Genomic DNA, 24,183 nt, shown 5'->3' on the forward strand with positions numbered 1-24,183 from the left:
GGGATTACCTCGCCGCCGGAACGACGTCGCGGTCCCAGCGCTGAGACCATTCGGGCATGCGCTCGGCCATCACGGAAAGGTCGGGCAGATGCAGTTGATCGAGCTCTGCCTCAGTGATCTGGCGATCACGAAGCTCGTCAGGGACATCGATATCCGTGCGAGCGCTGCCGACACGATAGCCTGCGACCCAGGCCTCCTGGCTGGATTTTCGAAGGAAGAAGTCGATGAAGCGATAGGCCGCTTCCTTGTTTTCAGCACCGACGGGCACGCTGAGCGTCGCAATCAACGGGATCGTGCCTTCCGAGGGCCGGACATATTCGACGGGTGCACCGGAATCCACCAGCAGCTGCGCCCGTCCGTTCCAGAACGGCATGGCCCAGACCGAGCCGTCCTTGATGTAGCTTTCAAGCAGTGCCGAGGACTGCTCGAAGCCGATCGACTGGCGCGCAATAGCAGCCATGGCGGCAAAACCTGGATCGAGATTGTCGACCAGTCCGCCGCCATTCATGACGGACATCACCTGAAGGAGATTGACCGCCATGACGTTCTGAAAGGTCGGCAGGATCACCCGACGCGACAGGGCAGGATCGAGGAGCAGGCTCCATGACGACGGTACGCCCTCGATGTGATCGGTCCGATAGAGCAGCGACATGTACTGGACTTCATGCACAGCGCCACAAGGCCCGGCCGCGTCCGCAAGACGTGAAGACAGATGAGCCAGTTCTTTGATCACGTCACTCGGCAGTTCTTCCAGCAGACCGTCCTTGCATCCCTGCAAAGCCTGGGTGGCCGTCATCACGACGACGTCGAAGCCTGGCTTGCCACCCGTTGCCTTGATTTTTGCATAATCCTGCGAGGATGAGCCGACAGCATCATACACAACACGAATACCCGTCTCGGCTTCAAACGGCTCGATAATCCGTGAACGGATGATCTCCTCATAGGGTCCGCCATAGCTGTTCAGCACGAGCTGATCCGCAGCAACCGAACCGGCACCACCCACAAAACCAATCAACGGAAAAAGACCGACGATCACACGTCGCATATCCATGGCAGTTCTCGCTCTCTTCTGGTTGTTCCCAACCAAAAGATGCAGCGGCGAGCACAGGGGGTCTAATATCGAAGGCGGCAGATTCATCGTCGTGAAAGAACAAATGATCACGTCCATATCCGCCATGTCATGCTCCACTCTGGCAACCGTGCCAAGAAGTGGAGACGTCGACAAGCTGGCGAAGGCTGCTACCCAATTGCGCAGATTTGTACCCCAAGCCCACGTCGCATCACGGATGAATTCGTGGAAGACTCTGCCGGCCAACAAACATCGCTGAGCCGACTGGCTCGGTGGGCTGCATAGGAAAGGGTCCACCATGGTCATGCAGTTTCGGATGCTTCTTGACTGCCTGGACGCAGCAGTCTGTGACAGCGCCCTCTCGCAAGCTCTGACGTCTTTTGCGAACTGTAATGGTTTCGACTATCACGCCTATCTTGGTCTTGAAGGGTTCAGCCGAGACTATTTCGGCACCTTTCCGACAGACTGGCACAACTATTACCTTAAAAACGATCTTGCTTGCCTCGACCCCGTCGTCCGTCAGGCGAAACGCAGCAGTGGCACCTTCATATGGTCGGCCACCGGCTGGCTTCATTCCAGGGACACCAAGTTGCGCAATTTCGCGAGCGATGCCATTGCGCACGGCATCACCCACGGCCTGGCGATCTCAGCCAGGACGAGTTTTGACCGCCAGCTCATCTTGAGCTTTGCAAGTTCTCAAGGCGATTACTGGAGACCTGGGACCCTAGATTTGAGCGATGGTGTCCCCCTTCTGATGGAGCTTCATCACCGCCTGAAGGAGCTCCGACAAACCGTGCCCCAAGTCCCTGCCAGGCCGCTGTCTTCACGTGAACGCCTCTGCCTGATCTGGGCAGCCAAGGGGAAAACCGCCATCGAAACGGGGACACTCACACAGCTGTCGCACCGGACCGTTCAGTCCTATCTGGACACCGCACGCTCTAAACTCGGGGCAGCCACGGTCGCGCAACTGGTGGCAAACGCAAAAGACATGAAGCTCATCTGACGATCCAGGTGAACTCTCGCCGACTTCGCCAATGATATCGGAAGTTCATCTTGGCTACTGGTTGAACGCCATGATGAGGGGTTTGCCAAAGAGGCGCGCCCATGCCTTGGCACTCGCACGTTGGATATCCATCATCGAGGTGCCACGGGTCCACCAGACATTGCCAGGCGCAACAATCAAATCTGGATCATGCAGCATGGACTGAATGACAGGCCAGACGATGAGTTGTTCATAGCACATCAAGGGGGCGATCCTTGTTTGGTCGACATCAACGACCGGGTTGGCAAAGAAATGCGCCCGAGCGCCCCCGCGATCGCCAAGGGCCTTAAGCCAGGGCTGCCACATCGAGCCAGGGACCGGCATCCGTTGACGATACACAATGGCGCTGCCGGACGCATTCAACGAAACCAGCACATTGTCGTAGCCGTCGGCGTCAACGACCACCGTGCCAGCGATCACAGTGATCGCCGTCCCTGACAGCTCTCTTTGCCACAGACGAGCAATGGCCGGCGTCCAGAAGCCAAGCGCACTTTCCGGGAGGACGACAACGGTTCGAGAGGCATGGTGCGAGACAGAGCGGTGAATGATTGCCATCAAGGCGCCTTGTCGCTCCAGACTTTGATCCCGACCAAGCGAGACACCCATTTTCAGATCAATTCCGTGCCACAAAGCTGGCTGCGCACTCTCGGTCGCGATAGCGGATGATGAGAGCCAAAATCCTGCAGAGACAATCACGGCTATGAGCCAATGCCGCATGGTCATGAGCAAGAGAATGAGCGTCATCGCCAGCAATCCCCACCAACCCCAGGCTGGAAACAGAACACCCGCTGCCGTGATCGGATGAGCCCAACCCAGTATTCCCAGGGGAGGAACGGCCATAATCACACAGGCGATCAGGAAGCGAAGTGGTTTTCGCCAACCAGAACGATCGGTCCAGAGCGCCGTGTGCACCAGGACGAAGCCGGTAGAAGCAATCAGCCAGAGGAGCAGACCAGGCCAGATGTCTGACGCATAATAATTGGCCACGCCCTGCGGCAGACCCCGCGACGCACTCATGAAATAGGTGGCAGAAACGGTCAACGCTTGCGCCCTCGTTCTCGCATGCGACCAGAGGAGCGGGAAACCAGCTGCAAGCGAAAGTGAAAGGAGGTCGCCGCTCCAGCCGAGCCACCCTGCTGCAACCGAGCCCAGCAAAAGCGAAGATGCACGCAGATGATCATGGTGCATAGGTCCACACCTTCTTCGCCAGGCCGAGAATATTGTTGGCCGGAAGGGGCCCGAAATAGCGGGAATCGAAGGATGCGGGGAAATCCGAGTGCAGATAGACGGATCCCGGCGGGATTGTACCGCCAGCAAACGGCATCAGTTGCCGGCCTCGAGCGTCTCTTGGTTGAAGCCTTGAGTGCGGGAGAACCTGGCCGTCAATGCGAACCTGATCCTCGATCTTGATGCGCTGACCCGATCTCGCAACGACCGTCTTGATCAGCGGCGCGAAGCCGCCGGCACACAGACCCCGGCGAAGATAGCCACGCTCGAGCGCCGCGCGCATGGCGTCAGTAGCTGGTACACACACGAAGACAAGGTCATCGATCTCGACCTTGCGATCGAGCGGCAGGATGCGCCAGACGCCAAGGGCTTCACTCGGTGTGAGATTGATCCTGAACCCTGCGACGCCAAGACCAATCATCCCAGCAAACATCGTCGCCACCACGGCGCACAGCAAGACCAACGCGCGGCGGCGGTTGCACCCAACCGGTGTCGCCTTCTTCCTCACCTCCGTCATTTGAGCCCGAGCCCTTGCGATTTCGTCCGATGCATGGCCTCGGCCTTGTTCAGCGCCGTCACCGCTCTCTGATGGGTCCACAGCTGCTGAGCCGTCCGCATGCTGTTCCAGGCTTGCGCGACCTCGCTCCTTTGCACTGCGTTCATGTCCGACGTTATGCGCCGATACACCGCACCGCTGGCGTCTTTTGCGGAAATCGGCAGGAATGTTCGCTCCCCGAAGCGCTTGGAGATTGCCTCGACAAATGCCTCGAGTTCGGCTTTTACGTTTCCATCGCCCGACGCATGCTTGAGAGCCGCCGGCAGATCGTTTTGGTCGATGGCGTCACGGATGCGCTCCAGCACGCTTGCCGCTCGGGCCGATAGGGCAGGTATTTCAGTTGCGACCTGTCTGCGAACTGCCAGTTCCTCGGCCTGCTGTCTCCTTTCGGCGGCGCCACGCTGACGCAGATAGTCCCTCAGGCTGTCGGCCAGCGGTGTCACGTTCTTGAGCGCTCGAGCCCGGTCCGATTTACTGGCCCGGCTGGCGAAGAACCCGGTCTTGCCCTTGAGCGCGCCGAACGCCTCAGGTTCAGCTGCGAGTCTTGAAATCGTCTTTGCCGCCATTGCCCGGTCGTTTAGCATCGCATCGACATTCACCGCATTGAATGCCGCTTCGGGTTGCGCATAGACATAGGTGAAGCGCATCGAGACCTCTTCCCATTGCCTCTTGAGAGCCGGATCAGCGCCAAGCTTTTCCTCGACAGCCTCATCGATCGACTTTGGAAAAATGGAAATCCCGGCCACCATCGGCCTCACCTTCTCAGCTGCAGGGTAAGCCGTCTTGCCGATCGGGGGCGAAAAACCAAGCCGCGTTGCGATGACCGCAAGCCGGCCGGTGAGCGCGACGAGCCTATCTTTCTGCCGTACCGTCCATGTCAGACGATCACGCGCGATGGTCCTGGCGACCTTGGCGATATGAAGCCCACGAATTTCAGCGAAACGCAGCGCCTGACGGTAGATGCTGCCGCCGGCATAATCGAGCGTCGTTTCCTTCGAATTCTTGCGCGAAAGAGTTTCGACCAAGCCGCCCGCCTTGGCGAAGGATCGACGGCCGTAATAGACGTCAAGATCCTCGCGGTGACGTGTCATGGCGACATAGGTCAGGTGGCGATCAAGCGAGAGAGATGCCAGCACCTTGACCCGGTCGACTGTCGCGCCCTGGGCTTTGTGAATGGTCGTCGCATAGCCGTGGTCGACATTGTTATAGAAGCGCTGTTCGACCAAGACTTGGGCGCGGTGCTCACCCTTGCCGATCTCTGCCACAAGCCGCCCGGGACCCGCTTCCACCACTTTTGCCAGCATGCCATTCTTGACGCCAAGCGACCCCTCATTTTTGAGAAGGACGATCTGCTCACCGGCTGCAAAGCGCCTGACACCATCGGCCGTCTTGAACTGAAAACCAGCCTGGATGACGCCGCGCTCGACGAGCCTATTGCGCGCCAGTTCGTTCAGCATCCTGACATCGCGACGAAGATGCGCCAGGATCAAGGTCGACTTGGCTTGATCGTAGTCACGGTCCCAATCGGAAATGAGATCGGTGATCGCATCAGCCTTCAACTCGGCCCCGATCATCTTGCCGCGGGCCTCATAGGCTTCGACGGCCTTGCCAATATTGCCGCGCGCGAGATCGAGTGAAGCCTCGCGCATCCATGGCTGACGCTGGCGATAGATGGTTTCGAGTTCTGTGTACCCAATTCGATCAGTAATAGAACGAAAGGCGGCGCCCGCCTCGATGGGCTGAAGCTGTTCAGGATCGCCGACGAGGACGAGCTTGGCACCTGACCTCAAGACAACGTCCACAAACCGTGCCATCTGTCGCGACGACACCATACCGGCCTCGTCCAAGACAAGGATGGTCTTGTTGTCGAGCTGGCCGCGGCCCTTGCTCCATTGCAGCTCCCAAGAGGACAGAGTGCGGGAGGAAATGCCCGCTTCCCTCTCCAAACCCTCCGCCGCCTTGCCGGCGAGGGCCGCACCGACAACCCGATACCCGGCGGCTTCCCACACCTCACGCGCGGCCTTCATCATCGTTGTCTTACCAGCCCCTGCACGACCGATCACGGCAGCAATGCGCTTGGCTCCAGCAACATCTTCGATGGCAGCTTTCTGCTCATCCGAGAGCTGTTCGTGGCGCGCAAATGTCGCCTCGAGCAGGGGCCTGCGCACGCCATGCGAAGACTGTTGAGAAAGCCAGATCGCCTTGTTGGCCATCTCCGCTTCCAGACGGATCAAGGTCCGTGTCGTGTATTTCGTCGGCGATCGTACACCCGTTGCAAAATCGATCCGCTCCCGGTCCAGCCGCAAGGTTTTTGGGTGTTCGAGGATGCGCACCATCAGGTTCTGGAAGAGGCTGGCATCGTCGATATAACGATTGAGGATCCTGGCAATATCGCGTTCTTCAAAGACACTCTTTTCTCGAGTGACCAGATCAAGCACGAGGGCAGGATTGCGCTCGATCCGCCGCGCGTTTTCAATACGACGCTCTTCCTGCCACTGCAGACGCTCCAATGCGGCTGCCTCTCCATCTATTCCCGCTTTGCGCTCGATTGCCTTCGCGCCAACGCCGAGATGAATCGTCGGCGCAAGCTCGACCCCCTGCTTCTGGAAGGCGCGACCATCGACCCTGATGTCGAGTCCGGCAAGCGCCAGATGCCGGTTCTGGCATGCGAACCAGCCATCTCGGAATGCGTTGAAATCCGCGATACCCCCGGCCCAAAGCGCATAGACGATCTTGCCGCAATCGTTGCGCTGAACCTTGCCGTCAGGTCCCGTGACCGGCACCTTCTTCGAGCCGAATCCCTCCTCGGTCAAAGGCCGGAGCGTCGTCATCAAATGGATGTGGGGATTATCAGGCGCATCATGAAAGACCCAGTCAGCCACCATGCCCCGGGCAGTGATGTGCTTGGCTACAAAATCACGGACGAGCTCAATGTTCTGCGCCGCCGATAGTTCGATCGGAAGAGCGATTGTTACATCCTTGGCGAGCTGTGCATCCGAGCGCTTCTCGAAGTCTTCCACGCGGTTCCAGAAGGCTTCCGACGCCTGTGCGACCGATCGATCGGCGACCATGCGACGAAGCCATTCCGGCGCCTCGGCCGGGATATTGAATTCCTCATGCAACAAACCCTGCTTGCGGGTGTAATCGATCGTCCGGGCTTCGCGCTCATAGTCCATTTTGGCGCAGTGCCGATACGCGGCTGACAGGACGGCACTGCGACCGGAGCCCCGGGCAACGATGCTGACGGAGAGATGCGGGACGACCATTGCTCAATGCACTCCAGCGACCGGAAGAACCAACTGTTCGCGAGAGACGGGCGGCCGCGCCGCAAGCCGAGAGCAGTGCGTCGCAACAGCGACGTATAATTGCGCCCTTGAAGCCGTCCTTCGAACGGCCGGGATCATTCACAAAAACACCAGCTCTGGCGATTGGAGGATTCACAGTAGTGCGTTCGGCACGACGCTCTGAGAATCTCTGTCTCGCGACATCAGTGTTCGAGAAAGGGAAACGACGAGATGAAAAAGCCATCTTCAAAAATCCGCCAGGAGATCGCGAAGCTCCAGGAACAGCTGAAGACAGCAGAGACCCGCGAAGCCGAACGTATCGGCCGCATCGCAGTTCGGGCAGGACTCGGCGACATTGAGACCGACGAAACCGCGCTTCAGGCGGCATTTGAAGATCTGGCGAAACGGTTTCACGCGGGCAAGCCGAGCGCCACTGCACGGAAAGGCACCAACGAGAGCGGAGCGGGTAGGGGGCAGCCCGAGACGATCGCGACTGGCCCGGCTTCAGGCCGCCTTGACGAGGCTTGAGCGAATGAAAAGAGGAGAAACGTCTGAGGCCCGGAAGAAAGATACGCGCGACAAGATCGAGCTCGGCGGCCTGATCGTCAAAGCCGGTCTGCGGCTCGAAAAACGTGCGCTTCTACTCGGCGCGCTCATCGAGCTGAACGAGCGATTGAAGGCCGACGAGCGCGAGCGCGCAAGATTGACCGCGATTGGCGTAAAGGCGTTCGGACATGACGGCCAATAGGATTGCTATTGTCATTATGCCCGCGGCGCTCATGTGTGCTGTGTTCTTTTCGATGACCGGTATCGAGACCTCGATTGCCGGGCTCGGGACAACGGAAAAGGCTCAGCGCATCCTGGAGCGCATTGGGATCGCGGCCCCTTACCTTACAGCGGCGACCTCCGGCCTTGCATTGTTGTTTGCGGCGGCAGGTGTCTCAAACATTCGCGTCTTGGGAACTGGTGCGGCAATCGGAAACGCCATGGTGATCTTGATGGCAAGCCTGAGAGAAGGCGGGCGTCTTTCAATGCTCTCCTCACAGCTGCCAGCGGGACAATCGGCGATGTCGCATCTTGATCAGGCGACGATGGTCGGCGTGACTGCAGCACTCATGTCCGGGTGCTTTGCCATGCGGGTGGCGCTGCGCGGCAACGCCGCCTTCAAGCATGCTTCGCCCAAGCGCGTCTCCGGTAAGCGTGCCCTTCACGGCGAGGCTGACTGGATGGAGCTTTCCAAAGCTCAGAAGCTCTTGCCAGACACCGGCGGCATCGTAATTGGCGAGCGGTATCGCGTTGATCGTGACAGCGTGGCCGCCATCTCGTTTCGTGCCGACAACAAGGAGACATGGGGCGCCGGTGGCACGTCTCCGCTGCTGTGCTTCGACGGATCGTTTGGCTCTTCCCACGGCATCATCTTTGCCGGATCAGGCGGGTTCAAGACGACATCCGTGACCATCCCGACGGCCCTGACGTGGGGCGGTCCGCTCATCGTGCTCGACCCATCACGTGAAGTCGCGCCCCTGGTGTCGAAACATCGTGAGCAGGCGGGCCGACGGGTCAGAATTCTGGATCCGCGCAGTCCCGCAACTGGATTCAATGCACTCGACTGGGTTGGCCAATACGGTGGTACGAAGGAGGAAGACATTGCATCGGTCGCGTCCTGGATCATGAGCGATAGCGGTCGCGAAAGCGGCGTCCGCGATGACTTTTTCCGCTCGTCCGGCCTGCAGCTTCTCACCGCCATGATAGCCGATGTCTGCCTGTCGGGCCACACGCCGCAAGAACAGCAGACGCTCCGCCAGGTACGCAGCAATCTGGCTGAACCCGAGCCGCAATTGCGCAAGCGCCTGCAGGAAATTTTCGACAATTCCGGATCGGACTTCGTGAGAGAGAACGTCGCCGCCTTCGTCAACATGACGCCGGAAACCTTTTCCGGCGTCTATGCCAATGCCATCAAGGAAACCCATTGGCTCTCCTATCCGAACTATGCAGCACTGGTCTCCGGCTCGACGTTTCGCACCGGCGACGTCGCATCGGGCAACACGGATATCTTCATCAACATAGACCTGAAGACGCTTGAGACCCATGCTGGTTTGGCGCGTGTGGTAATCGGCTCGTTTTTGAACGCAATCTACAATCGCGATGGCGCAATAGAGGGCAGGGCCCTCTTCCTGCTCGATGAGATTGCAAGGCTTGGCTATATGCGCATCCTTGAGACCGCGCGAGACGCCGGACGAAAATACGGCATAACACTGACGATGATCTATCAGTCGATCGGCCAGCTGCGCGAAACCTATGGGGGGCGCGACGCGTCCAGCAAATGGTTCGAGAGCGCCAGCTGGGTCAGCTTTGCCGCCATCAACGACCCCGATACCGCCGAATACATATCTCGCCGCTGCGGCATGACCACGGTCGAGGTCGATCAGGTCAGTCGCAGCGTCCAACCGCGGGGATCATCGCGGACACGATCGAGGCAGCTGGCGCCCAGACCGTTGATACAGCCCCAGGAAGTTCTCCTGATGCGCGCGGACGAGCAGATTGTCTTCACCGCCGGCAATCCGCCGCTGAGATGCGGCCGCGCCATCTGGTTTCGGCGGCCAGACATGAAAGCCCGCATAGGCAGGGCAGGGATATAGCCCCATGACCTTCCGACGCAGCGACCGACGCATTTGTCCATCCAGCTGCATCAGCTTGCCCCCACGGCTGTTCTTCTCAGTGCAATAGGAGATCGTGACCGGGATCGACGACAGTCCGGATGAGCCGTCTCTTGCCCATTCGGCCACCGCTTTTTTGATGCCAAGGCAGAACTGCGCAAAGCCCATCTGACATCACGAAAATGAATCAGTCGCGGTCGACCGATTCAAAACTCTCGTTGGACGGGGAATGCGCCAATCGCGATCATGCCAGCATGATCATTCAAGCCTATCACCTCTATGTCGAGAAGATCGACCGCACGAAAAACATGGCTCGCTTTTATGCCATGTCCATCGAGCCAAATCTGTTTGGCGAAGCGTGCCTGACGCGACGTTGGGGACGTATCGGAACGAACGGCCAAACAACAAGCCATCATTTCGCAACAGAACGAGAAGCGGTGATCCTCTTTCTCGATCTCCTGCGTCGGAAGAAGAGGCGCGGTTATTCCAGCGTTGCACGTCAAAAAGACATGGCTCGACGAGAACTCGTCTAAATTGATAAGGGAAGAGCTGTCTGCATCGGGGTGCCTGTGGTGTTTGCCAGTCGACTGCGACTTTGACGACCGGCTCATTCTCAGTGCAGATCTTCCCGCGTGCTAAGAGTGATCTTCTCTCTTCTGAAGTTCTGGCCAATCGGCCAGCTGATCGGGAAGACGCCCGGTTGCCAAGCCCGGGTCCGGAACGCCGAGCCACCTCTTCCAACTTCTTGGTCGCCGCCGCACTGCCAGCGCCGGAACCAATCCTCTCAAACGGGACGGGTCATTCGGCGCAGCCCCTCCGGAGCTCGGTGGTGTCTGGCCGAGCCAAGAGGCGTTTGAACGGGCGTCGCACTCCACTCCGGTCGCAGGATTTGCAATGAGGCCCCGCCGATGGGCGGAGCCTCATGCCGTGGATCAATCCCGGTTCTGCCTGGACCAGATCAACCGAAGGCCATCTTCGCCCTCGACCTCAGCAAGCGTTGCGTAGATCGGGGCCGGAAAGCTCGGATCGTCGAGCTTGACCGAGAGGTAGTCGCGGCCTTGTTCGGACGTCTTCTGCCAGGCTGCACCGAATTCCACGCTGCCGGCATAGACGCGGAACTGCGGGCCCTTGTCGGAGGGGTTCTCGACGCGGGCAATGCGTGCCTTGACGTTGAGGGCAAGAGTGCGAATGGAGCCAGTGAAGCCGGTTTCGTTTGCAGTGAAGTTGCCGATGATTGCCATTGTCCTATTCCTTTTCGTGTTCGGGCCGCGCCCATCGCGGCCTCGATGGCTGTCACGAAGACTGGTGATGATCGGACCGCACCCTATAGGGCCGCAATGAAGTGGAGGGCGGCAAGGTGCAGATTTGTTGGTGGGTGAGGAGGCAGGCGGAGCCTGACGGGGTAAGAAATCTGGACCCGGCCGTTGCGGGGAGACGATCAAGGCGCAGCCGCTCTCCGGTCAGACATGCCTCATCGAGCCCGCGAATGAGCGCCTGAGACTGCGTAACGACTATGACAAGGATCAACAACGCGCCGGCCTTGCAAATGAAAGCCTCGACACACCAGCCCATCTGAAACGCCAGAACTGTATCATCAGCTGGGGGTCACGAGATCCGTCAAGCGGGGCCTGCTTGCCCCGCTTGTGCAGTGCGGTATCGTTGTTCATGCGAATCGCAGCATGGAGGACAGATGCGCCAGCAAAGCAAACCGTTCATCGTTGAGCGCAAACCGACGAGAAAGCCCAAACCCGATTCACAAAAGCCGTCGATCTGGGGCAGACTGGATACTGACATAGCAATTGGTCTTCGGGTTCTGCAGGAAAGGGACCAGCGGAATGCCGGTCAAGAGGCGGCCAACGGTGATGACGATCACGCCTGAATGCTGGGTCGCAGCTATCGAATTCTCGAGATTTCCGCCGCATGAGAAGCCGCAGCCAGGCCCAAAAAAAGGGCCGCCGGCATAAAGCCGCGGCCCGTGAATTGTGAAGGCAAAAGCCTCCAGAGGGGAACAGTCGATGCAACGGCACTGGGAGGAAATCCGTCTTGCGCATCAACTGGAGGCATGATGCCCGAATTTTGACCATTTGGAAAACATTTATTGTGCACTGCAGCCATGCGCATGCTGCATTTCGGCATGATCGGAAGCCCAATGCTATTCCGACGGATCCAGGTTTCCAAGACCCAAAGGCCGTGACACTCCATAGCCAGCGCTTCAAGTGAGGCTTATCTTTTAGGCCGCCTTGAATGGACGGCAACCGAATCCTGCCTCGAGCAGGCGCCAGGGTCCATACTAATTATTGTTTTATATCAATTGCTTATCTAAAATCGCATAATATGCATTATGGAACATTAAATCTGAACGCGGCAAAGTTTCGGGGCCACATGATCAAGTCTTGCACGAGGGCCAATACTGATCACGATCCATTTGATAAGGCGCAGTACACAGCAGATGCCGCAGAAGCCGGCGACGTTGAGCGCGATGAGACGACGAAGATTGTGCTCCATAGCGTGAATTCGTCGCCGCGGCGAGCACACATGGTTCTCGCTTCTGCCGGCATCCGAAAGAATGGGCCCATGCAGGTCAGCATTCGCACCAAAAATACGAGGACATCCTTCACACTTGCGCGCTATCGGCAAGACGCGAGATAGTCGCAGACGAAACCACAACAACGGCGACGACGATGAACGGAGCGGCATTTTTCCTGGTAGTCAACTTCGTGGTTGCCATATCGTTTGCCGCCGTCTTCATGGTCGTTGCCGGGCGCAGCCAATCCCGCAAGGCGGCCATCTTGCTCGGGATCGGCTTTGGGATCGCCTCGCTGTCGGCAATCTGCGAGCTGCTTATAGCCTATGCGGGACCACCCAAACTCTGGGCATTGGGAGCCTTTGCGACAGTCCTGTCTGGCATGGTCATGATAAGCCTTGCGATCGCGGAGATGTACAATCGGCGAATTGAATTGCGCCTCACCGCCGTATTCGTCGCAGCCGCGCTTGCGAATGCCTATCTGATTTATGACTTGCCGCGGGGAACACCGTTGCAGGCATTTCTCTATCAGGGGCCCTTTGCCATTGTGATCTTGGCTGGCGCCATGATCGTCATACAGGCGCGTCGGCAGACAGCCATCGACCGCTTTCTGGCCTTGTTGCTGATGGCAACAGGCCTTCATTTCTTCGCCAAGGCCGGGCTCGCCGTCATCTTCGGTTCCGGGGCCGTTGCAACTGACTATATTCGGACCAGTTATGCGCTGATATCTCAGAGCCTGACGGCAGTCTTGATGGTTGCCGTGGGATTGACCCTGCTTGCCAAGCTTGTTCTGGAAATCATGCATGTGCACAAGACAGAGTCGGAGATCGACCTCCTGTCGGGGCTCTTGAACAGGCGCGGGTTTCACCGTCGCGTCGACAGGTTGTTCGGCGATGACCCAAAGGCCGTGCATTCTATCATCTTGTGTGATCTCGATCATTTCAAGCGCATCAATGACAGCTTTGGCCACGATGTCGGCGACGCGGTCATCGAGGCCTTTGCAGAGCATCTGCGTGTGACGACCCCTCCCCACTGCGCGGTCGGTCGCCTCGGTGGCGAGGAGTTCGCCATTTTTCTTCCACACAGCGATACGGTTGCGGCCGTTCACTTGGCCCAGCGCCTGCAGTTTGGCACCATGCCGCTGCGCGCACTGCCGCCTGGAATTGCGGTGACGGCAAGTTTTGGCGTCGCGGCGGTCTCGTCCTTGCACGGGCTGGCGGCGGCTTACCGGCAGGCAGATCAGGCCCTCTACTCGGCCAAGACCCGCGGCCGAAACAGGGTCGAACTGGCAAGTGGCGATGCGCCCGAGGCTTCGATGCAAGGCGCGCAGAGGCCGGTGATAAGGTCATGATCGTGGGTAACGTCACCTTTGTAGGTCACCAGTCGCAAGCCAGCATCACGAGACTATCGAGCCCGCCACATTTGCGAGCCACAGGGCTTGCCGAGCAACCGACGGGCCGCGGTCCTGGTGACATGGCGACCTGAGCTGCTACGGTGGCGGAGCCGATGGTCAGTTGACCGAAGAAGGATCGAAGGCCCTGACGGGCAGGTGTTGCGGCGAACGCTGACCGTCCACACACCAAAGCCTGGTTTGTCGCCATGGCACTCGATCGGATTCGGCCGAAGCACGAAACGGCATGGGTCGTTCGCCCGTGACACCGGGCGGGAGGATCCGCGCGGGTATTTGTCCCAGTCGGTCTTTAGTGTCGGGCTTGGAACGCCGTGCGGCGTCCATTTCAACGCCGGGCGAAAGGTTTGTATAGCGAAAAGCAAGCACGATCGGCATGTCCGGCACGCGCTTATTGGCGGGTTTCGCCAGCGCCGCGAGCGACAGGACGTTCGCTTGAAGAATTCAAGCCTAGTTGGGCGAGCCACTCATCAACCGGGGCGCCTTTGGCCGATCGACATGAGGCTGGTCAGCTTTCCGTCAGGGCCAACATGCGTTCGAGTTTACAGCGTGTCTGCGGTGCTTTCTGTCCATTTGCGATGGCGAAGCTCATCCTCATGGGCCTTGTTGGCGAGCGCAATCTTGCCCGTCGTCAGCATCTCTTTCATGTCGCCTTCAGTCGGCGCATCAATCCCGAGCTCGCCTGCCTTCTCGGTGAGCACCTTGACGTGCTGCAGATCATCCTCTCTGAACTCAGAAATCTTGGCGCTGACGGTCTTGGCGCTTGATGCAGGAATCATGCGCCGCAATCGCATCATGCTCGAGATAGAGCAGATGCTTGACCAGTTCTTCGATGCTGCTTTCGTTGCCTACCATCGTGACCGTGCGTGCTTCTCCTTTGTCGATGTGTCAGGGTCTGACAACAGCTCGCGTCGAAGGTTTCGGTCCTCGCCTGCCTCGCAGACGGCGCAGCGGCATGGGGCATGGGGAAAATGCAGGGCTCTCGGTGGCTGTGCGACGGAACGGTGGAGCGGCTGTATTGCCCGCTGAAATCCCCGTTCAACCATCCTCGTCCGTCCCGATGTGTGACTTTCCTGTCAGTCGGGATTCATCTTCAACAAGGCCGCGCTGGACGCTGCCTTGCCCTTCCCGTCATCGCCAGCGAACTGCGCACTTGCCGCTTCGTTCGCTTCTGTTATTGCATCAGCTTCATCGGGCGACGAAGGGGTCGCGCGACCTGCCCGCTCCCAGTGATCTTCGTGCTTGTCGGAGGGACGCCCCTCCTCCTCCCAGATCTGGTAGGCGCGTTCGCGTTGCTGTTGCTCACGATCCATTTTCTCTGTCCTCCGTCTCGTGTTTGCAGAACCTGCCAAACCTTCCTTCGTTCCACGGCAGCACCTATCGAAGCACTGATCATTTGGGGACGCCTCTAGCCCGAACAATCGTAGCTCCGTCCAGGCGAAGCCGGATGGTGGCGGTTCGGCACTCCGCTGTGTTGCGGTGAACTCATGGAGTGACCTCGGCACCATCCCAACTCGCCAGCAAGCCAGATTGCGCAAATCCATGTTGTCTGACAAACGGGGCCCAGCTTGAGCCATCACGAAAGGAGATGGCTGGATCAGCTTTTTTCATGCGGCCTCAGGCCCCTGAAACATTGACAGTATCGCAGACATGACATCAACTGGGCTTGTCAGACATCTTACATATATGGGGATCAAGGTCTGTCGATGTTCAAGGAGGAATATCATGAGGAAACTGGTTGCCGGCCTGCTGCTGGGAGCAGCAGCCCTTGCATTCACGACGGCGGCGCAGGCTGGCGCAACGCTTGATCGGGTCATGGAGAACAAGACAATGGTCGTGGCGACCAACAGCGGTTGGCCACCCCAGAGCTATCTCGACGACAACAATGAGATGGTGGGATTTGACATCGATGTGTCGAACGAAATCGCCAAGCGTCTGGGTGTCGAGGTCCGCTTCGAGACCCCGGACTGGGCGACGCTGACCGGCGGCCGTTGGCAGGGGCGCTATGATCTTGGCGTCGGATCCGTCACGCCGACCAAGGCGCGCGCACAGGTGATCGATTTCGTCGGCATCTATTATTTCAGCCCTTACGTCTATGTTCTGCACAAGGACAGCACGGCACGCTCGGTCGACGACCTGAAGGGCAAGGTGATCGGCGTCGAGACAGCAACCACATCCGAGGACTTCATCAACCGTCGCCTCGAAATCGATGCGCCGGGCCTGCCGCCGGTCGAATACAAGCTGGAGCCGGGCGAGGTGCGCACATTCGCCGATTCCATGCTTCCGTTCGACGACCTGCGTCTTGGCGACGGCACGCGTCTCGACGCGGTGATCGCCCCGGAACAGACCGCCCTCAATGCGATCAAGAATGGTTATCCCCTGCGCATTCTTGAAGGCGAATACGCGTTTCGCGAACCGCTTGTCGTGATTGCCGAGAAGGTCGATCCGGACTGGACCGCAAAAGTCGGCGGCATCATCGACGAGATGAAGCAGGATGGCACCTTGGGCGCGCTCACGACCAAGTGGTACGGCAAGGACTACAGCGCCAATTGATCCGACGGGCGCGGAGAGGCGAAAACTCCGCGCCCCAACCTTACCGGTGCCTCATGCATTATCCCGATACCTATTATTCCCGCACGCTTGCCGACCAGAAGGTGCGGCCCGCGCTTTCAGGCAGCATTGCCTGTGACACACTGGTGATTGGCGGCGGCCTGGCTGGCCTGACGACGGCGCTTCAACTGGCGCGTGGCGGGCAGAACGTCGTGGTCCTCGAAGCAAGGTCGATCGGATTTGGCGCGTCCGGCCGCAATGGCGGCTTCGTCAGCGCCGGCTATGCGACAGGCATCGAAGAGATCGAAAGGATGAGCGACGCAAAGTCCGCCGATCAACTCTATCGAATGTCGATCGAAGGTGTCGACTTCGTTCGGGACACGATTGCCCGACTTGGAATTTCCTCTGCCGATCCGGTGCAGGGGATCACCAGCGTGATGCGCTACGACGATGCGGACGGGCTAAAGAGCCATGCTTCGAATGCCGAGCAGAAATTCGGCCAGAAGCTTGACTATCTCAATACGGAGAGCTTGCGACAGAGCCTGAAATCGCCCCGCTATTTCCATGGTGTTCGCGACCGCCAAGCGTTCCACATCCACCCTCTCAACTATCTCAGAGGCATCGCCGACGAGATCGAACGGCTCGGCTGCCTGATCTTCGAAGGGTCTAGTGCAACTGCCACTGATCTTGCACCCTACAAAAAGCAGGTGAGGACCAAAAATGGCGTGGTCACGGCCACCACGGTCGTCTTTGCGACCGGGGGCTATACCGGTCGCGTCAATCCGCGCCTGAGGCGCGCCGTCTTGCCGATTGCCACCTATGTCATGGTCAGCGAAGAGGCGCCGGATCTGATCGCGTCTGCCATCACGACACGCGACGGCATTGGCGACAACCGTCGGGCCGGCGACTATTACCGCCTCGTCGCGGGCGGCAAACGCCTGCTCTGGGGCGGGCGGATCACGACCCGTGCCGCCTCGACCTCCGGTCTTGTTCAGGAACTTCGGCGTGAGATGACCAGCACCTATCCGCAATTGCGCGCGCTCAAGACGGAGCTCGCCTGGTCCGGCCTGATGGCCTATGCCCGCCACCTGATGCCTCAGATCGGCGAGATGCAGCCTGGCGTGTGGCACTGCACGGCCTTTGGCGGCCATGGCCTCAATACCACGGCGATCGGCGGCAAGGTGGTTGCAGAAGCGATCCTTGGCCAAAGCGATCGTCACCTCGTGTTCTCACCCTTTGGCCTGTCCTGGGCCGGAGGCATGGCCGGGCTTGCCGTCGCCCAACTCACCTACTGGAAGCTCCAGGCTGAAGACTGGTGGCGTGAGCGGGCCGCCTGAAAGGACTTCAAAACATGATCGGTCGTCTCATCCTCACATATCCTTCAGCCACGCGCCTGATTGGCGGCATGGTCATGCTCACGCTGGTCGCGGTTCTCCTTTACAGCCTGGGCGTCAGCTCCGCCTGGATCGGCAGGCTGTTCCCTGGCTCGGAGGGCTTTCTTGCCGACAATCCATCCGGCGCAAGAGCGCTTTCTGCTGCCGTCATCGCGATTATCATCGCCATCAACTGGAAGCTTTTGCACCTGTTGAAACGGAACTATCAGATCATCGCGGTCTGGGTGGAGCTCTTTGCTCTGCTGATGGTGTTCTTCCACTCCTTCGACCTGTCTTTCGCCTTCATCGCCAAGAAGATCGGCTTCCTGATCACGCAAGGGGTGACGACGACACTGTTCATTTCGGCGATTTCAATCGCCATCGCCACAGCCATTGCCTTGGCCGGTGCCATTGCCAAGCTCTCGCGCAACGGTGTGATCTACGGTCTGGCGACGTTTTACACATCGCTCTTTCGCGGCCTGCCCCTGCTCATGCAGATCTACATCATCTACCTGGGCCTGCCTCAGGTGGGCTATGTCATCGGCGCCATCCCGGCCGGGATTCTCGCCTTGTCCCTGTGCTACGGCGCCTACATGACCGAGATATTCAGGGCCGGCATCGAGAGCATTTCGCGCGGCCAGACCGAGGGTGCCACCGCACTGGGCCTGTCGCCGAGCCAGACCATGGGGCTCGTCATCCTGCCTCAGGCAATGCGTGTCATCATTCCGCCGACCGGCAACCAGTTCATCGCCATGCTCAAGGATTCGTCGCTTGTCTCGGTCGTCGGCGTCTGGGAGATCATGTATCTTGCAAGAACCCAGGGACAGACGGAGTTCCGCCATATCGAGATGCTGATTACCGCCTCGATGATTTACTGGATCCTGTCCATCGGGCTGGAATTCCTGCAGGCAAGGATCGAGGAACGGTTCGGGCGCTTCAATGTCCGCTGACATTGTCCCTCTTCAAGGCACCGCATCCGGCTTGAACAACAGGCGCGGCGTCATCTTGACCCTCGTTGCATTCGCTGTCTTTTCCGGCACCGACGCTCTGGTCAAACTCTGTGCCGAGCGGCTGGCGTCACCGCAAGTCACATTGGGGGTCACGTTCGCCGCCTTCCTCCTGCTATGCGCCCATGCCGTTGCGACCGGCGGCCTGTCCAGGCTCTTGCCCCGCCAGCCTGGACTTGCCGTCCTGCGCGCGGTGCTGGCATCTTGCTGCTCGTCGGCCACGGGCTTCTGATCCGCGCGTTCAGAATCGGGGAAGCTTCGGTCGTGGCCCCCGTTCCAGTACAGCCAGATCATCTGGGGCTGCCTCTACGGCGCACTGCTGTTTGCGGCCCCGATTGAAATTCACACTCTGGCAGGAGCTGCGATCATCATCGTCTCCGGCTGGTGGTTAACCGATAAGTCGAGGACAATCCATGACCCTATTTTCAGAGCCCATGCCGGAAATCGCCCTGACACGCGTGCACAAGTGGTATGGCGGATTTCATGCGCTCGATGACATCAATCTTGAGATTTCGAGCGGCGAGCGCGTGGTGATCTGTGGCCCCTCGGGCTCGGGGAAATCAACGCTTATCCGCTGCGTCAACCGCCTGGAAGTGCATCAGGAAGGCCGGATCATCGTCGGGGGCATCGAGCTCGACGGCGATGAGAAGAAGGCCGACCGCGTGCGCCGGGATGTCGGAATGGTGTTCCAGCAATTCAACCTGTTTCCGCATCTGACCATTCTGGAGAACTGCATTCTCGCACCGGTCTGGGTGAAGAAGATGGCAAAGAGCGAAGCTCGCGAGATCGCGATGCACTTCCTCAGGCGCGTGCGCATCCCTGAGCAGGCCGACAAATATCCAGGTCAGCTGTCGGGCGGCCAGCAGCAGCGCGTCGCCATTGCGCGGGCGCTATGCATGACCCCGCGGATCATGCTGTTCGACGAGCCCACCTCGGCACTCGACCCCGAAATGGTCAAGGAGGTGCTCGACACGATGGTGGAGCTCGCAAAAGAAGGCATGACCATGGTCTGCGTGACCCATGAAATGGGATTTGCAAAAGAGGTCGCGGATCGGGTGATCTTCATGGATCGCGGTCGTGTCGTTGAACAGGCTGCCCCGGCCCAGTTCTTTGCAAGCCCGCAAACCGACCGTGCTCAACTGTTCCTCAGCCAGTTGCTGCACTGAAGAGAACCGATCTTTCACTTCCTGACGAGGCTGAAGGTGAAGTGGCTGCCCCGGTGATAGTCCAATGCATAATTCACCGGCCGGCCGGCGGCATCAAAACAGGTCTCGGCAATCAGCAGGGCTGGACCAAAATCACGCAGGTCGTGACGCTCGACAACATCGTCCGGCAGCATGACCGAAGAGACGGTGGCTGCCGACATGCGGGGACGGTGACGATACTGCTCGAGCAGATTGAGCAGGGAACCGCTCCAGTCGATATCATAGAGCTTGGCCGGTACGATCGAGCGCGGCACATAATCGACGCAGTAGAGGATCGGCTCATCCTCATGCAGGCGCAGCCTCTCAATGCGGATGACGCGGGCACTGGCGTCAAGGCATAGCCTCTCGCAGACGGCTGGAGAAGGATCCTCCTCGCTGATCGACAGAACCTTGTTAATCGGCGTGTAACCATAATGCCGCGCCATGTCCGTGACGCTCTCGAACACGGTAATCGGGCGATCCACCTGCACGGCCGACATGGCAGAAATGAACCGGCCGCGGCCATGCTCCACGTAGATGATGTCGTCTTGCTCGAGGAGTTTCAAAGCTTCGCGCAGGGCCGGGCGCGAGATGTGGAAGCGTTTGGTCAACTGCGCTTCGGTCGGCAGCTTGTCACCGGGTTTGAGCCCGTCCGCCCGGATGAGCTCTGCAATCCGGTCCCTCAGCTGGATTGCCAGGGTTCTGGAGTCACGGATCGGTTCGTCCACGGTCGCCTCGCATTTTCTCTCAGACCGTTCTTGTCTGACAAAGTCCTGGAGGTCAAGCACGCGAAGATTTGCGCACAGCCGCGAGCGCACCGAGGAATTTCTACGCCCTTCCTCCCCTCGCCTCGCTTGACGCAATCGCCCAAAGATGTCAGTTGTCTTACAACATTAGCCCGGCGAATGCTTTGCGCCGTCATGTTCTGGAGAAGCGCCACATGCTCAATTTCGACGAAAATCGTTTCCTCAAGATCCAGGGAGGTGCTGTCGCTTTGCGGGCGCGTCTTGAGGACGTGATTTCGACTTGCCTAAAATCCGGTGCCGAGAACATCTTTTTCCTCGGTACAGGCGGTGCGGCCATCCTGATGCAGCCGGCAGCGCAGCTCTTGCAGCGCCGCTCGCGATTCCCAACCTTCATCGACATGCCGGCCGAACTGATCCTGACGGGATCGGCGAACCTGACGGCCAAATCTATCATCGTCATGCCATCGCTCTCGGGGACAACCAAGGAAAGCGTGGCACTGCTTGCAAAGATGAAGGAGATCGGCGCGACAGTCATAACTCTGGTTGGCCATGCCGATACGCCGCTTGGCCGGGGCGGTGATCATGTCTTCGTCAACTTCGCTGAAGACGACACCTCCTGTGAATCCTTTTACCTGCAATCGCTGTTCATCGCCCTGTCGATCATGCGCCACTGGGGAGAGCTCGAGAACCACGCGGAGATCACGGCGGAGCTCGACCGGCTCCCGCACCTGCTCCTTAGCGTGAAGCGTGGCTTCGAGCCGAAGGCGGCAGAATTTGCAACCAAGCTCGCCTCGGCCGACTATCACATCATCACCGGTGCCGGAAACGTCTGGCCGGAAGCCTTCTACTACGGGATGTGTATCCTGGAGGAAATGCAGTGGATCCGCACCCGCCCGGTCCACGCCTCCGACTTCTTCCACGGAACACTGGAGCTCATCGAAAAGGATGTCAGCCTCATCCTGTTCAAGGGGGAAGACGCACTGCGGCCGCTTGCAAACCGCGTCGAGGCCTTCGTGCCGCAATACACCGACAGACTGATCGTGCTCGATACGGCAGAATTCGAACTGGAAGGCATTTCGCCGGAAGTCCGCGCCCTCATCTCTCCGATCCTGCTTGCAACCTTGCTTGAGCGCATCAGCGCGCATCTCGAGGTCCTGCGCGATCATCCCTTGACGACACGCCGCTATTACAAGCGCGTTGCCTACTGAAAGAGTTGCGCAAACAGGGCCGCGCCTGGACAATGCGCGGCTCAAAAGCACCGACCTTGACCAGAGGCGACATTGAATGATCAAGCTCAGCTTTGCCACTGTCGGCGACAATTGCATCGACCGGTTCCGCCCCTCCGGCATGTCGTTGATCGGCGGCAATGCCGTCAATGTCGCGGTCCAGCTTGCACTCCTTGGACATGTTTCCCACTATTTCGGTGCTGTCGGGGACGATGACGATGGCCGCCGAACCATCCGCGAGCTGGCCGAGAATGGCGTCGAGGTAGAAGGTGTAGAGTGTCGTCCAGGCCATACGGCCTACACCCTAATCGATGTCCTTCCCTCCGGCGAGCGGCTCTTTGCCCATGAGGATTTCGGCGCCTGCGCCGGTTACAGGCCAGGGCCCGAAGACCTGATACTGCTAAAGCAGATGGATCACGTCCATATCGGCTGGATGGACGACGGAGGAGCGCTTCGCGAAGAGCTCTTGAGCGCTGGCGTGAGTGTCTCCCAGGACATCTCTGTCAATACTGGGGAACGAAACCGCGGCGTATCCGGGCTGTCGATTGCATTTGCGTCTGCTGGAGAAGACGATGCCGCGGCGCAGATCATGTTGCAACGACTGATCGACGAAGGCGCGCGTCTCGCCGTCGTCACGCGCGGCGCCAAGGGAGCCTCCGTCAGTGACGGGAAGCGATCGGCCACGACAGCTGCCGCTCCGATCAAGGTGATCGATACGACGGGCGCTGGCGACAGTTTCATTGCGGGTTTTATCGCAGCCTATCGTCAAGGCGAGGATTGGGACAGTTGCCTGGAGCGTGGCGGCAGACAGGCCGCAGTAACCTGTGGGCATATCGGCGGATTTCCCCAGATCAGCGCATCGAACTTGATAGACGCTGGCAAAGGGCTGCCTCTCCGGTGAGACGCCCTAGCTCGGTCGCGCTGTTTCTCCGACGGTCAGAGGAACTGCGGGAATCTTAGGCACAGCCGCCTGGACCATCGATCGTGACGATCCATTTGACGCCAGTTTCAACCTGCCTTGAAAACCAAGTTGAAGTGGCAGCCAGAAATCGGCGGTCACTTTCAGCGCAACCATCGCTCTGACGTAGAAGTCGATCCGCGTGGATGCAGAGACAGACCTGAAGCAGCGTTCATAATCTCCCGACGTACAGTCAGCGTTGCAGCAGTTAACCCACCTACTGCCTTTCTGGTCTGCGATTCGCTCAGCCTTTGCAAGTGACGGCGCTGCGATGTTGGAACCCCCAGTTTGGTTTCGGCCCGCTATTGATGACGGTCGGAACGCGGCTGGTCTCGGCCACTCGCTTCGCCCCGATAGGAAGCATGGGACATCCGCCAGCGGCGCTTTGGGCCTGGCTGCTTTCGACGGGTTTTCCCCTGGGCGAGACGCATCGCAAAATCGAGTTTTGTTCAGATGCTTTATAGAGGTCCGTCTTTCCAACGAAATCATCGAGGATCGCGCAAACTCGGTTGTTTTCTTGTGCCGGATTTACGGACGGTTAGGCATGTCGCCTCCATTCTGTTGTCAGTCGATTTCATTGCATGACTTCAACGAAGCCAGCCGAAGCCAAGGACGGACGTCAAATGCCTGTGTTAACATTCGCCAATACGAAGGGCGGCGCCGGCAAGACGACGGCGGTGCTGCTTGTCGCCACGGAATTGGCGCGGTTGGGGCTACGAGTTGCTGTGCTCGATGCGGACCCCCAGCGCTGGATTTCATGCTGGCACCAACAACTTGGCAAAAACTGCCCGGAACGGCTGCAGGTCGTGCCTTACGTCTCGGCCGCCAATCTCGAACGGGAAATCAAGCGCTGGCAGCCTACTGTCGACATCGTGCTTCTTGACCTGCCGGGTGCTCGCAGCCCCCTGATCGCCCAGGCGATGGGCCATTCGGACTACGTGCTCATTCCCGCGCAGGGATCAGCCATGGATGCACAGGGTGCGGCGAACGTCATCGATCTCTTGTATTATCTCGAAGACAAGGCCGGGATCCGCATTCCCCATTCCGTCGTGCTCACCCGCATCAACCCCATCATCACCACACGTGCCCTGCAAGGTGTGAAAGCGCTCCTGTCGGAAAAGAAGGTTCATCTTCTGTCGACACCGATCGTTGAACGAGCGGCATTTCGCGATGTCTTCTCCTGCGGCGAAACGCTTTACACAATGGATGAACGAAACGTCAGCAACCTCGGCCGCGCTCAGGAAAATGCCCAGATGCTTGGAAACGAGGTGCTCGAGCGTCTCATCCGCTACCGGATGATCGGGATGACGCCAGCGCCTGGACACGATCAGGCTGCCCGGCTCGTCGCCTGAGATCAACGTCGCCAGGGATG

At 59.1% G+C, this 24,183-nt stretch carries 23 protein-coding genes; 15 read left to right on the forward strand and 8 right to left on the reverse strand.

The features are described from left to right. Positions 1-4: 4 nt before the first annotated feature. Positions 5-1,051, reverse strand: coding sequence for an ABC transporter substrate-binding protein (locus QWE_RS00395; protein WP_006724071.1), 1,047 nt, complete (start codon positions 1,049-1,051; stop codon positions 5-7). A gap of 316 nt (positions 1,052-1,367) precedes the next feature. On the opposite strand from QWE_RS00395, the gene QWE_RS00405 reads away from it, so the two are divergent. Then, a complete protein-coding gene (locus QWE_RS00405; RefSeq protein ID WP_006724072.1) occupies positions 1,368-2,072 on the forward strand; it encodes a helix-turn-helix transcriptional regulator in 705 nt (234 codons plus the stop codon). Between the two features lie 54 nt (positions 2,073-2,126). Here the strand turns inward: QWE_RS00405 and QWE_RS00410 are convergent, their stop codons facing one another. The 3 genes from QWE_RS00410 to traA form a co-directional block, all read right to left on the reverse strand. After that, positions 2,127-3,299 (reverse strand): conjugal transfer protein TraB, encoded by a 1,173-nt coding sequence (locus QWE_RS00410; protein WP_006724073.1) that lies wholly within the window; start codon positions 3,297-3,299, stop codon positions 2,127-2,129. Then, positions 3,289-3,771 (reverse strand): conjugative transfer signal peptidase TraF, encoded by a 483-nt coding sequence (gene traF / locus QWE_RS00415; protein ID WP_240532476.1) that lies wholly within the window; start codon positions 3,769-3,771, stop codon positions 3,289-3,291. Before traF ends, QWE_RS00410 begins: the two co-directional genes overlap by 11 nt. A gap of 80 nt (positions 3,772-3,851) precedes the next feature. Next, a complete protein-coding gene (gene traA / locus QWE_RS00420) occupies positions 3,852-7,160 on the reverse strand; it encodes a Ti-type conjugative transfer relaxase TraA (protein WP_006724075.1) in 3,309 nt (1,102 codons plus the stop codon). A 249-nt stretch (positions 7,161-7,409) separates the two neighbouring features. Between traA and traC the strand changes: the two genes are divergently transcribed. The 4 genes from traC to QWE_RS00440 all read left to right on the forward strand — a co-directional run bounded on the left by traC (position 7,410) and on the right by QWE_RS00440 (position 10,368). After that, positions 7,410-7,706 carry a conjugal transfer protein TraC gene (traC, locus tag QWE_RS00425; protein WP_006724076.1) on the forward strand — a complete coding sequence of 99 codons (297 nt, stop codon included), beginning with the start codon at positions 7,410-7,412 and terminating at the stop codon, positions 7,704-7,706. Positions 7,707-7,710: 4 nt separating this feature from the next. Continuing rightward, entirely contained in the window at positions 7,711-7,926 is a 216-nt protein-coding gene (gene traD, locus QWE_RS00430) for a type IV conjugative transfer system coupling protein TraD (RefSeq protein WP_006724077.1), read from the forward strand. Beyond that, positions 7,913-9,817 carry a Ti-type conjugative transfer system protein TraG gene (gene traG / locus QWE_RS00435; protein WP_040299151.1) on the forward strand — a complete coding sequence of 635 codons (1,905 nt, stop codon included), beginning with the start codon at positions 7,913-7,915 and terminating at the stop codon, positions 9,815-9,817. Before traD ends, traG begins: the two co-directional genes overlap by 14 nt. A gap of 272 nt (positions 9,818-10,089) precedes the next feature. Further along, complete coding sequence (locus tag QWE_RS00440; protein ID WP_052018025.1) at positions 10,090-10,368, forward strand: WGR domain-containing protein; 279 nt, start codon at positions 10,090-10,092, stop codon at positions 10,366-10,368. 399 nt (positions 10,369-10,767) lie between these two features. Here QWE_RS00440 and QWE_RS00445 read toward each other — a convergent pair whose 3' ends face one another. Further along, entirely contained in the window at positions 10,768-11,076 is a 309-nt protein-coding gene (locus QWE_RS00445; RefSeq protein WP_006724080.1) for a DUF736 domain-containing protein, read from the reverse strand. A gap of 449 nt (positions 11,077-11,525) precedes the next feature. Between QWE_RS00445 and QWE_RS00450 the strand changes: the two genes are divergently transcribed. Beyond that, complete coding sequence (locus QWE_RS00450) at positions 11,526-11,714, forward strand: hypothetical protein (RefSeq protein WP_006724081.1); 189 nt, start codon at positions 11,526-11,528, stop codon at positions 11,712-11,714. A gap of 802 nt (positions 11,715-12,516) precedes the next feature. Continuing rightward, entirely contained in the window at positions 12,517-13,710 is a 1,194-nt protein-coding gene (locus QWE_RS00455; RefSeq protein ID WP_006724082.1) for a GGDEF domain-containing protein, read from the forward strand. A 599-nt stretch (positions 13,711-14,309) separates the two neighbouring features. On the opposite strand, the gene QWE_RS00460 is transcribed toward QWE_RS00455, so the two are convergent. Further along, on the reverse strand, positions 14,310-14,546 hold the full coding sequence (locus QWE_RS00460) for a hypothetical protein (protein ID WP_240532477.1): 237 nt from the start codon (positions 14,544-14,546) through the stop codon (positions 14,310-14,312). Between the two features lie 297 nt (positions 14,547-14,843). Then, positions 14,844-15,080 (reverse strand): DUF2934 domain-containing protein, encoded by a 237-nt coding sequence (locus tag QWE_RS00465; RefSeq protein ID WP_006724083.1) that lies wholly within the window; start codon positions 15,078-15,080, stop codon positions 14,844-14,846. Between the two features lie 412 nt (positions 15,081-15,492). On the opposite strand from QWE_RS00465, the gene QWE_RS00470 reads away from it, so the two are divergent. From QWE_RS00470 to QWE_RS00490, 5 genes are all read left to right on the forward strand, one after another. Continuing rightward, positions 15,493-16,320, forward strand: a complete 828-nt coding sequence (locus QWE_RS00470) for a transporter substrate-binding domain-containing protein (RefSeq protein ID WP_006724084.1) — start codon at positions 15,493-15,495, stop codon at positions 16,318-16,320. Positions 16,321-16,373: 53 nt separating this feature from the next. Next, the gene (locus QWE_RS00475) at positions 16,374-17,654 is read left to right on the forward strand and encodes an NAD(P)/FAD-dependent oxidoreductase (RefSeq protein ID WP_006724085.1); all 1,281 of its coding nucleotides are present in this window, start codon (positions 16,374-16,376) and stop codon (positions 17,652-17,654) included. 14 nt (positions 17,655-17,668) lie between these two features. Further along, complete coding sequence (locus QWE_RS00480) at positions 17,669-18,640, forward strand: amino acid ABC transporter permease (RefSeq protein WP_006724086.1); 972 nt, start codon at positions 17,669-17,671, stop codon at positions 18,638-18,640. A 55-nt stretch (positions 18,641-18,695) separates the two neighbouring features. Next, a complete protein-coding gene (locus tag QWE_RS00485) occupies positions 18,696-18,929 on the forward strand; it encodes a hypothetical protein (protein WP_157790663.1) in 234 nt (77 codons plus the stop codon). A gap of 181 nt (positions 18,930-19,110) precedes the next feature. Next, complete coding sequence (locus tag QWE_RS00490) at positions 19,111-19,863, forward strand: amino acid ABC transporter ATP-binding protein (protein WP_006724088.1); 753 nt, start codon at positions 19,111-19,113, stop codon at positions 19,861-19,863. Positions 19,864-19,877: 14 nt separating this feature from the next. On the opposite strand, the gene QWE_RS00495 is transcribed toward QWE_RS00490, so the two are convergent. After that, positions 19,878-20,609 carry a GntR family transcriptional regulator gene (locus QWE_RS00495; protein WP_006724089.1) on the reverse strand — a complete coding sequence of 244 codons (732 nt, stop codon included), beginning with the start codon at positions 20,607-20,609 and terminating at the stop codon, positions 19,878-19,880. 212 nt (positions 20,610-20,821) lie between these two features. Between QWE_RS00495 and QWE_RS00500 the strand changes: the two genes are divergently transcribed. The 3 genes from QWE_RS00500 to QWE_RS00510 all read left to right on the forward strand — a co-directional run bounded on the left by QWE_RS00500 (position 20,822) and on the right by QWE_RS00510 (position 24,163). After that, complete coding sequence (locus QWE_RS00500) at positions 20,822-21,835, forward strand: SIS domain-containing protein (protein WP_006724090.1); 1,014 nt, start codon at positions 20,822-20,824, stop codon at positions 21,833-21,835. Between the two features lie 76 nt (positions 21,836-21,911). Then, positions 21,912-22,754, forward strand: coding sequence for a PfkB family carbohydrate kinase (locus tag QWE_RS00505; RefSeq protein ID WP_006724091.1), 843 nt, complete (start codon positions 21,912-21,914; stop codon positions 22,752-22,754). A 680-nt stretch (positions 22,755-23,434) separates the two neighbouring features. After that, positions 23,435-24,163: a ParA family protein gene (locus QWE_RS00510; protein ID WP_006724092.1), complete on the forward strand. Its 729-nt coding sequence runs from the start codon at positions 23,435-23,437 to the stop codon at positions 24,161-24,163. Positions 24,164-24,183 lie beyond the last annotated feature (20 nt).

Source organism: Agrobacterium albertimagni AOL15 (assembly GCF_000300855.1).
Lineage (GTDB): Bacteria > Pseudomonadota > Alphaproteobacteria > Rhizobiales > Rhizobiaceae > Allorhizobium > Allorhizobium albertimagni.

Bases quoted from the DNA above. Each gene is read 5' to 3' on its own strand.
- QWE_RS00405 (WP_006724072.1), top strand. From the start codon at position 1,368: ATGGTCATGCAGTTTCGGATGCTTCTTGACTGCCTGGACGCAGCAGTC.
- QWE_RS00480 (WP_006724086.1), top strand. From the start codon at position 17,669: ATGATCGGTCGTCTCATCCTCACATATCCTTCAGCCACGCGCCTGATT.
- QWE_RS00500 (WP_006724090.1), top strand. From the start codon at position 20,822: ATGCTCAATTTCGACGAAAATCGTTTCCTCAAGATCCAGGGAGGTGCT.
- QWE_RS00475 (WP_006724085.1), top strand. From the start codon at position 16,374: ATGCATTATCCCGATACCTATTATTCCCGCACGCTTGCCGACCAGAAG.
- QWE_RS00395 (WP_006724071.1), bottom strand. From the start codon at position 1,051: ATGGATATGCGACGTGTGATCGTCGGTCTTTTTCCGTTGATTGGTTTT.
- QWE_RS00470 (WP_006724084.1), top strand. From the start codon at position 15,493: ATGAGGAAACTGGTTGCCGGCCTGCTGCTGGGAGCAGCAGCCCTTGCA.
- QWE_RS00450 (WP_006724081.1), top strand. From the start codon at position 11,526: ATGCGCCAGCAAAGCAAACCGTTCATCGTTGAGCGCAAACCGACGAGA.
- QWE_RS00465 (WP_006724083.1), bottom strand. From the start codon at position 15,080: ATGGATCGTGAGCAACAGCAACGCGAACGCGCCTACCAGATCTGGGAG.
- traG (WP_040299151.1), top strand. From the start codon at position 7,913: ATGACGGCCAATAGGATTGCTATTGTCATTATGCCCGCGGCGCTCATG.
- traF (WP_240532476.1), bottom strand. From the start codon at position 3,771: ATGTTTGCTGGGATGATTGGTCTTGGCGTCGCAGGGTTCAGGATCAAT.
- QWE_RS00460 (WP_240532477.1), bottom strand. From the start codon at position 14,546: ATGATTCCTGCATCAAGCGCCAAGACCGTCAGCGCCAAGATTTCTGAG.
- traC (WP_006724076.1), top strand. From the start codon at position 7,410: ATGAAAAAGCCATCTTCAAAAATCCGCCAGGAGATCGCGAAGCTCCAG.
- QWE_RS00505 (WP_006724091.1), top strand. From the start codon at position 21,912: ATGATCAAGCTCAGCTTTGCCACTGTCGGCGACAATTGCATCGACCGG.
- QWE_RS00490 (WP_006724088.1), top strand. From the start codon at position 19,111: ATGACCCTATTTTCAGAGCCCATGCCGGAAATCGCCCTGACACGCGTG.
- QWE_RS00455 (WP_006724082.1), top strand. From the start codon at position 12,517: ATGAACGGAGCGGCATTTTTCCTGGTAGTCAACTTCGTGGTTGCCATA.
- QWE_RS00445 (WP_006724080.1), bottom strand. From the start codon at position 11,076: ATGGCAATCATCGGCAACTTCACTGCAAACGAAACCGGCTTCACTGGC.
- QWE_RS00510 (WP_006724092.1), top strand. From the start codon at position 23,435: ATGCCTGTGTTAACATTCGCCAATACGAAGGGCGGCGCCGGCAAGACG.
- traD (WP_006724077.1), top strand. From the start codon at position 7,711: ATGAAAAGAGGAGAAACGTCTGAGGCCCGGAAGAAAGATACGCGCGAC.
- traA (WP_006724075.1), bottom strand. From the start codon at position 7,160: ATGGTCGTCCCGCATCTCTCCGTCAGCATCGTTGCCCGGGGCTCCGGT.
- QWE_RS00440 (WP_052018025.1), top strand. From the start codon at position 10,090: ATGATCATTCAAGCCTATCACCTCTATGTCGAGAAGATCGACCGCACG.
- QWE_RS00410 (WP_006724073.1), bottom strand. From the start codon at position 3,299: ATGCACCATGATCATCTGCGTGCATCTTCGCTTTTGCTGGGCTCGGTT.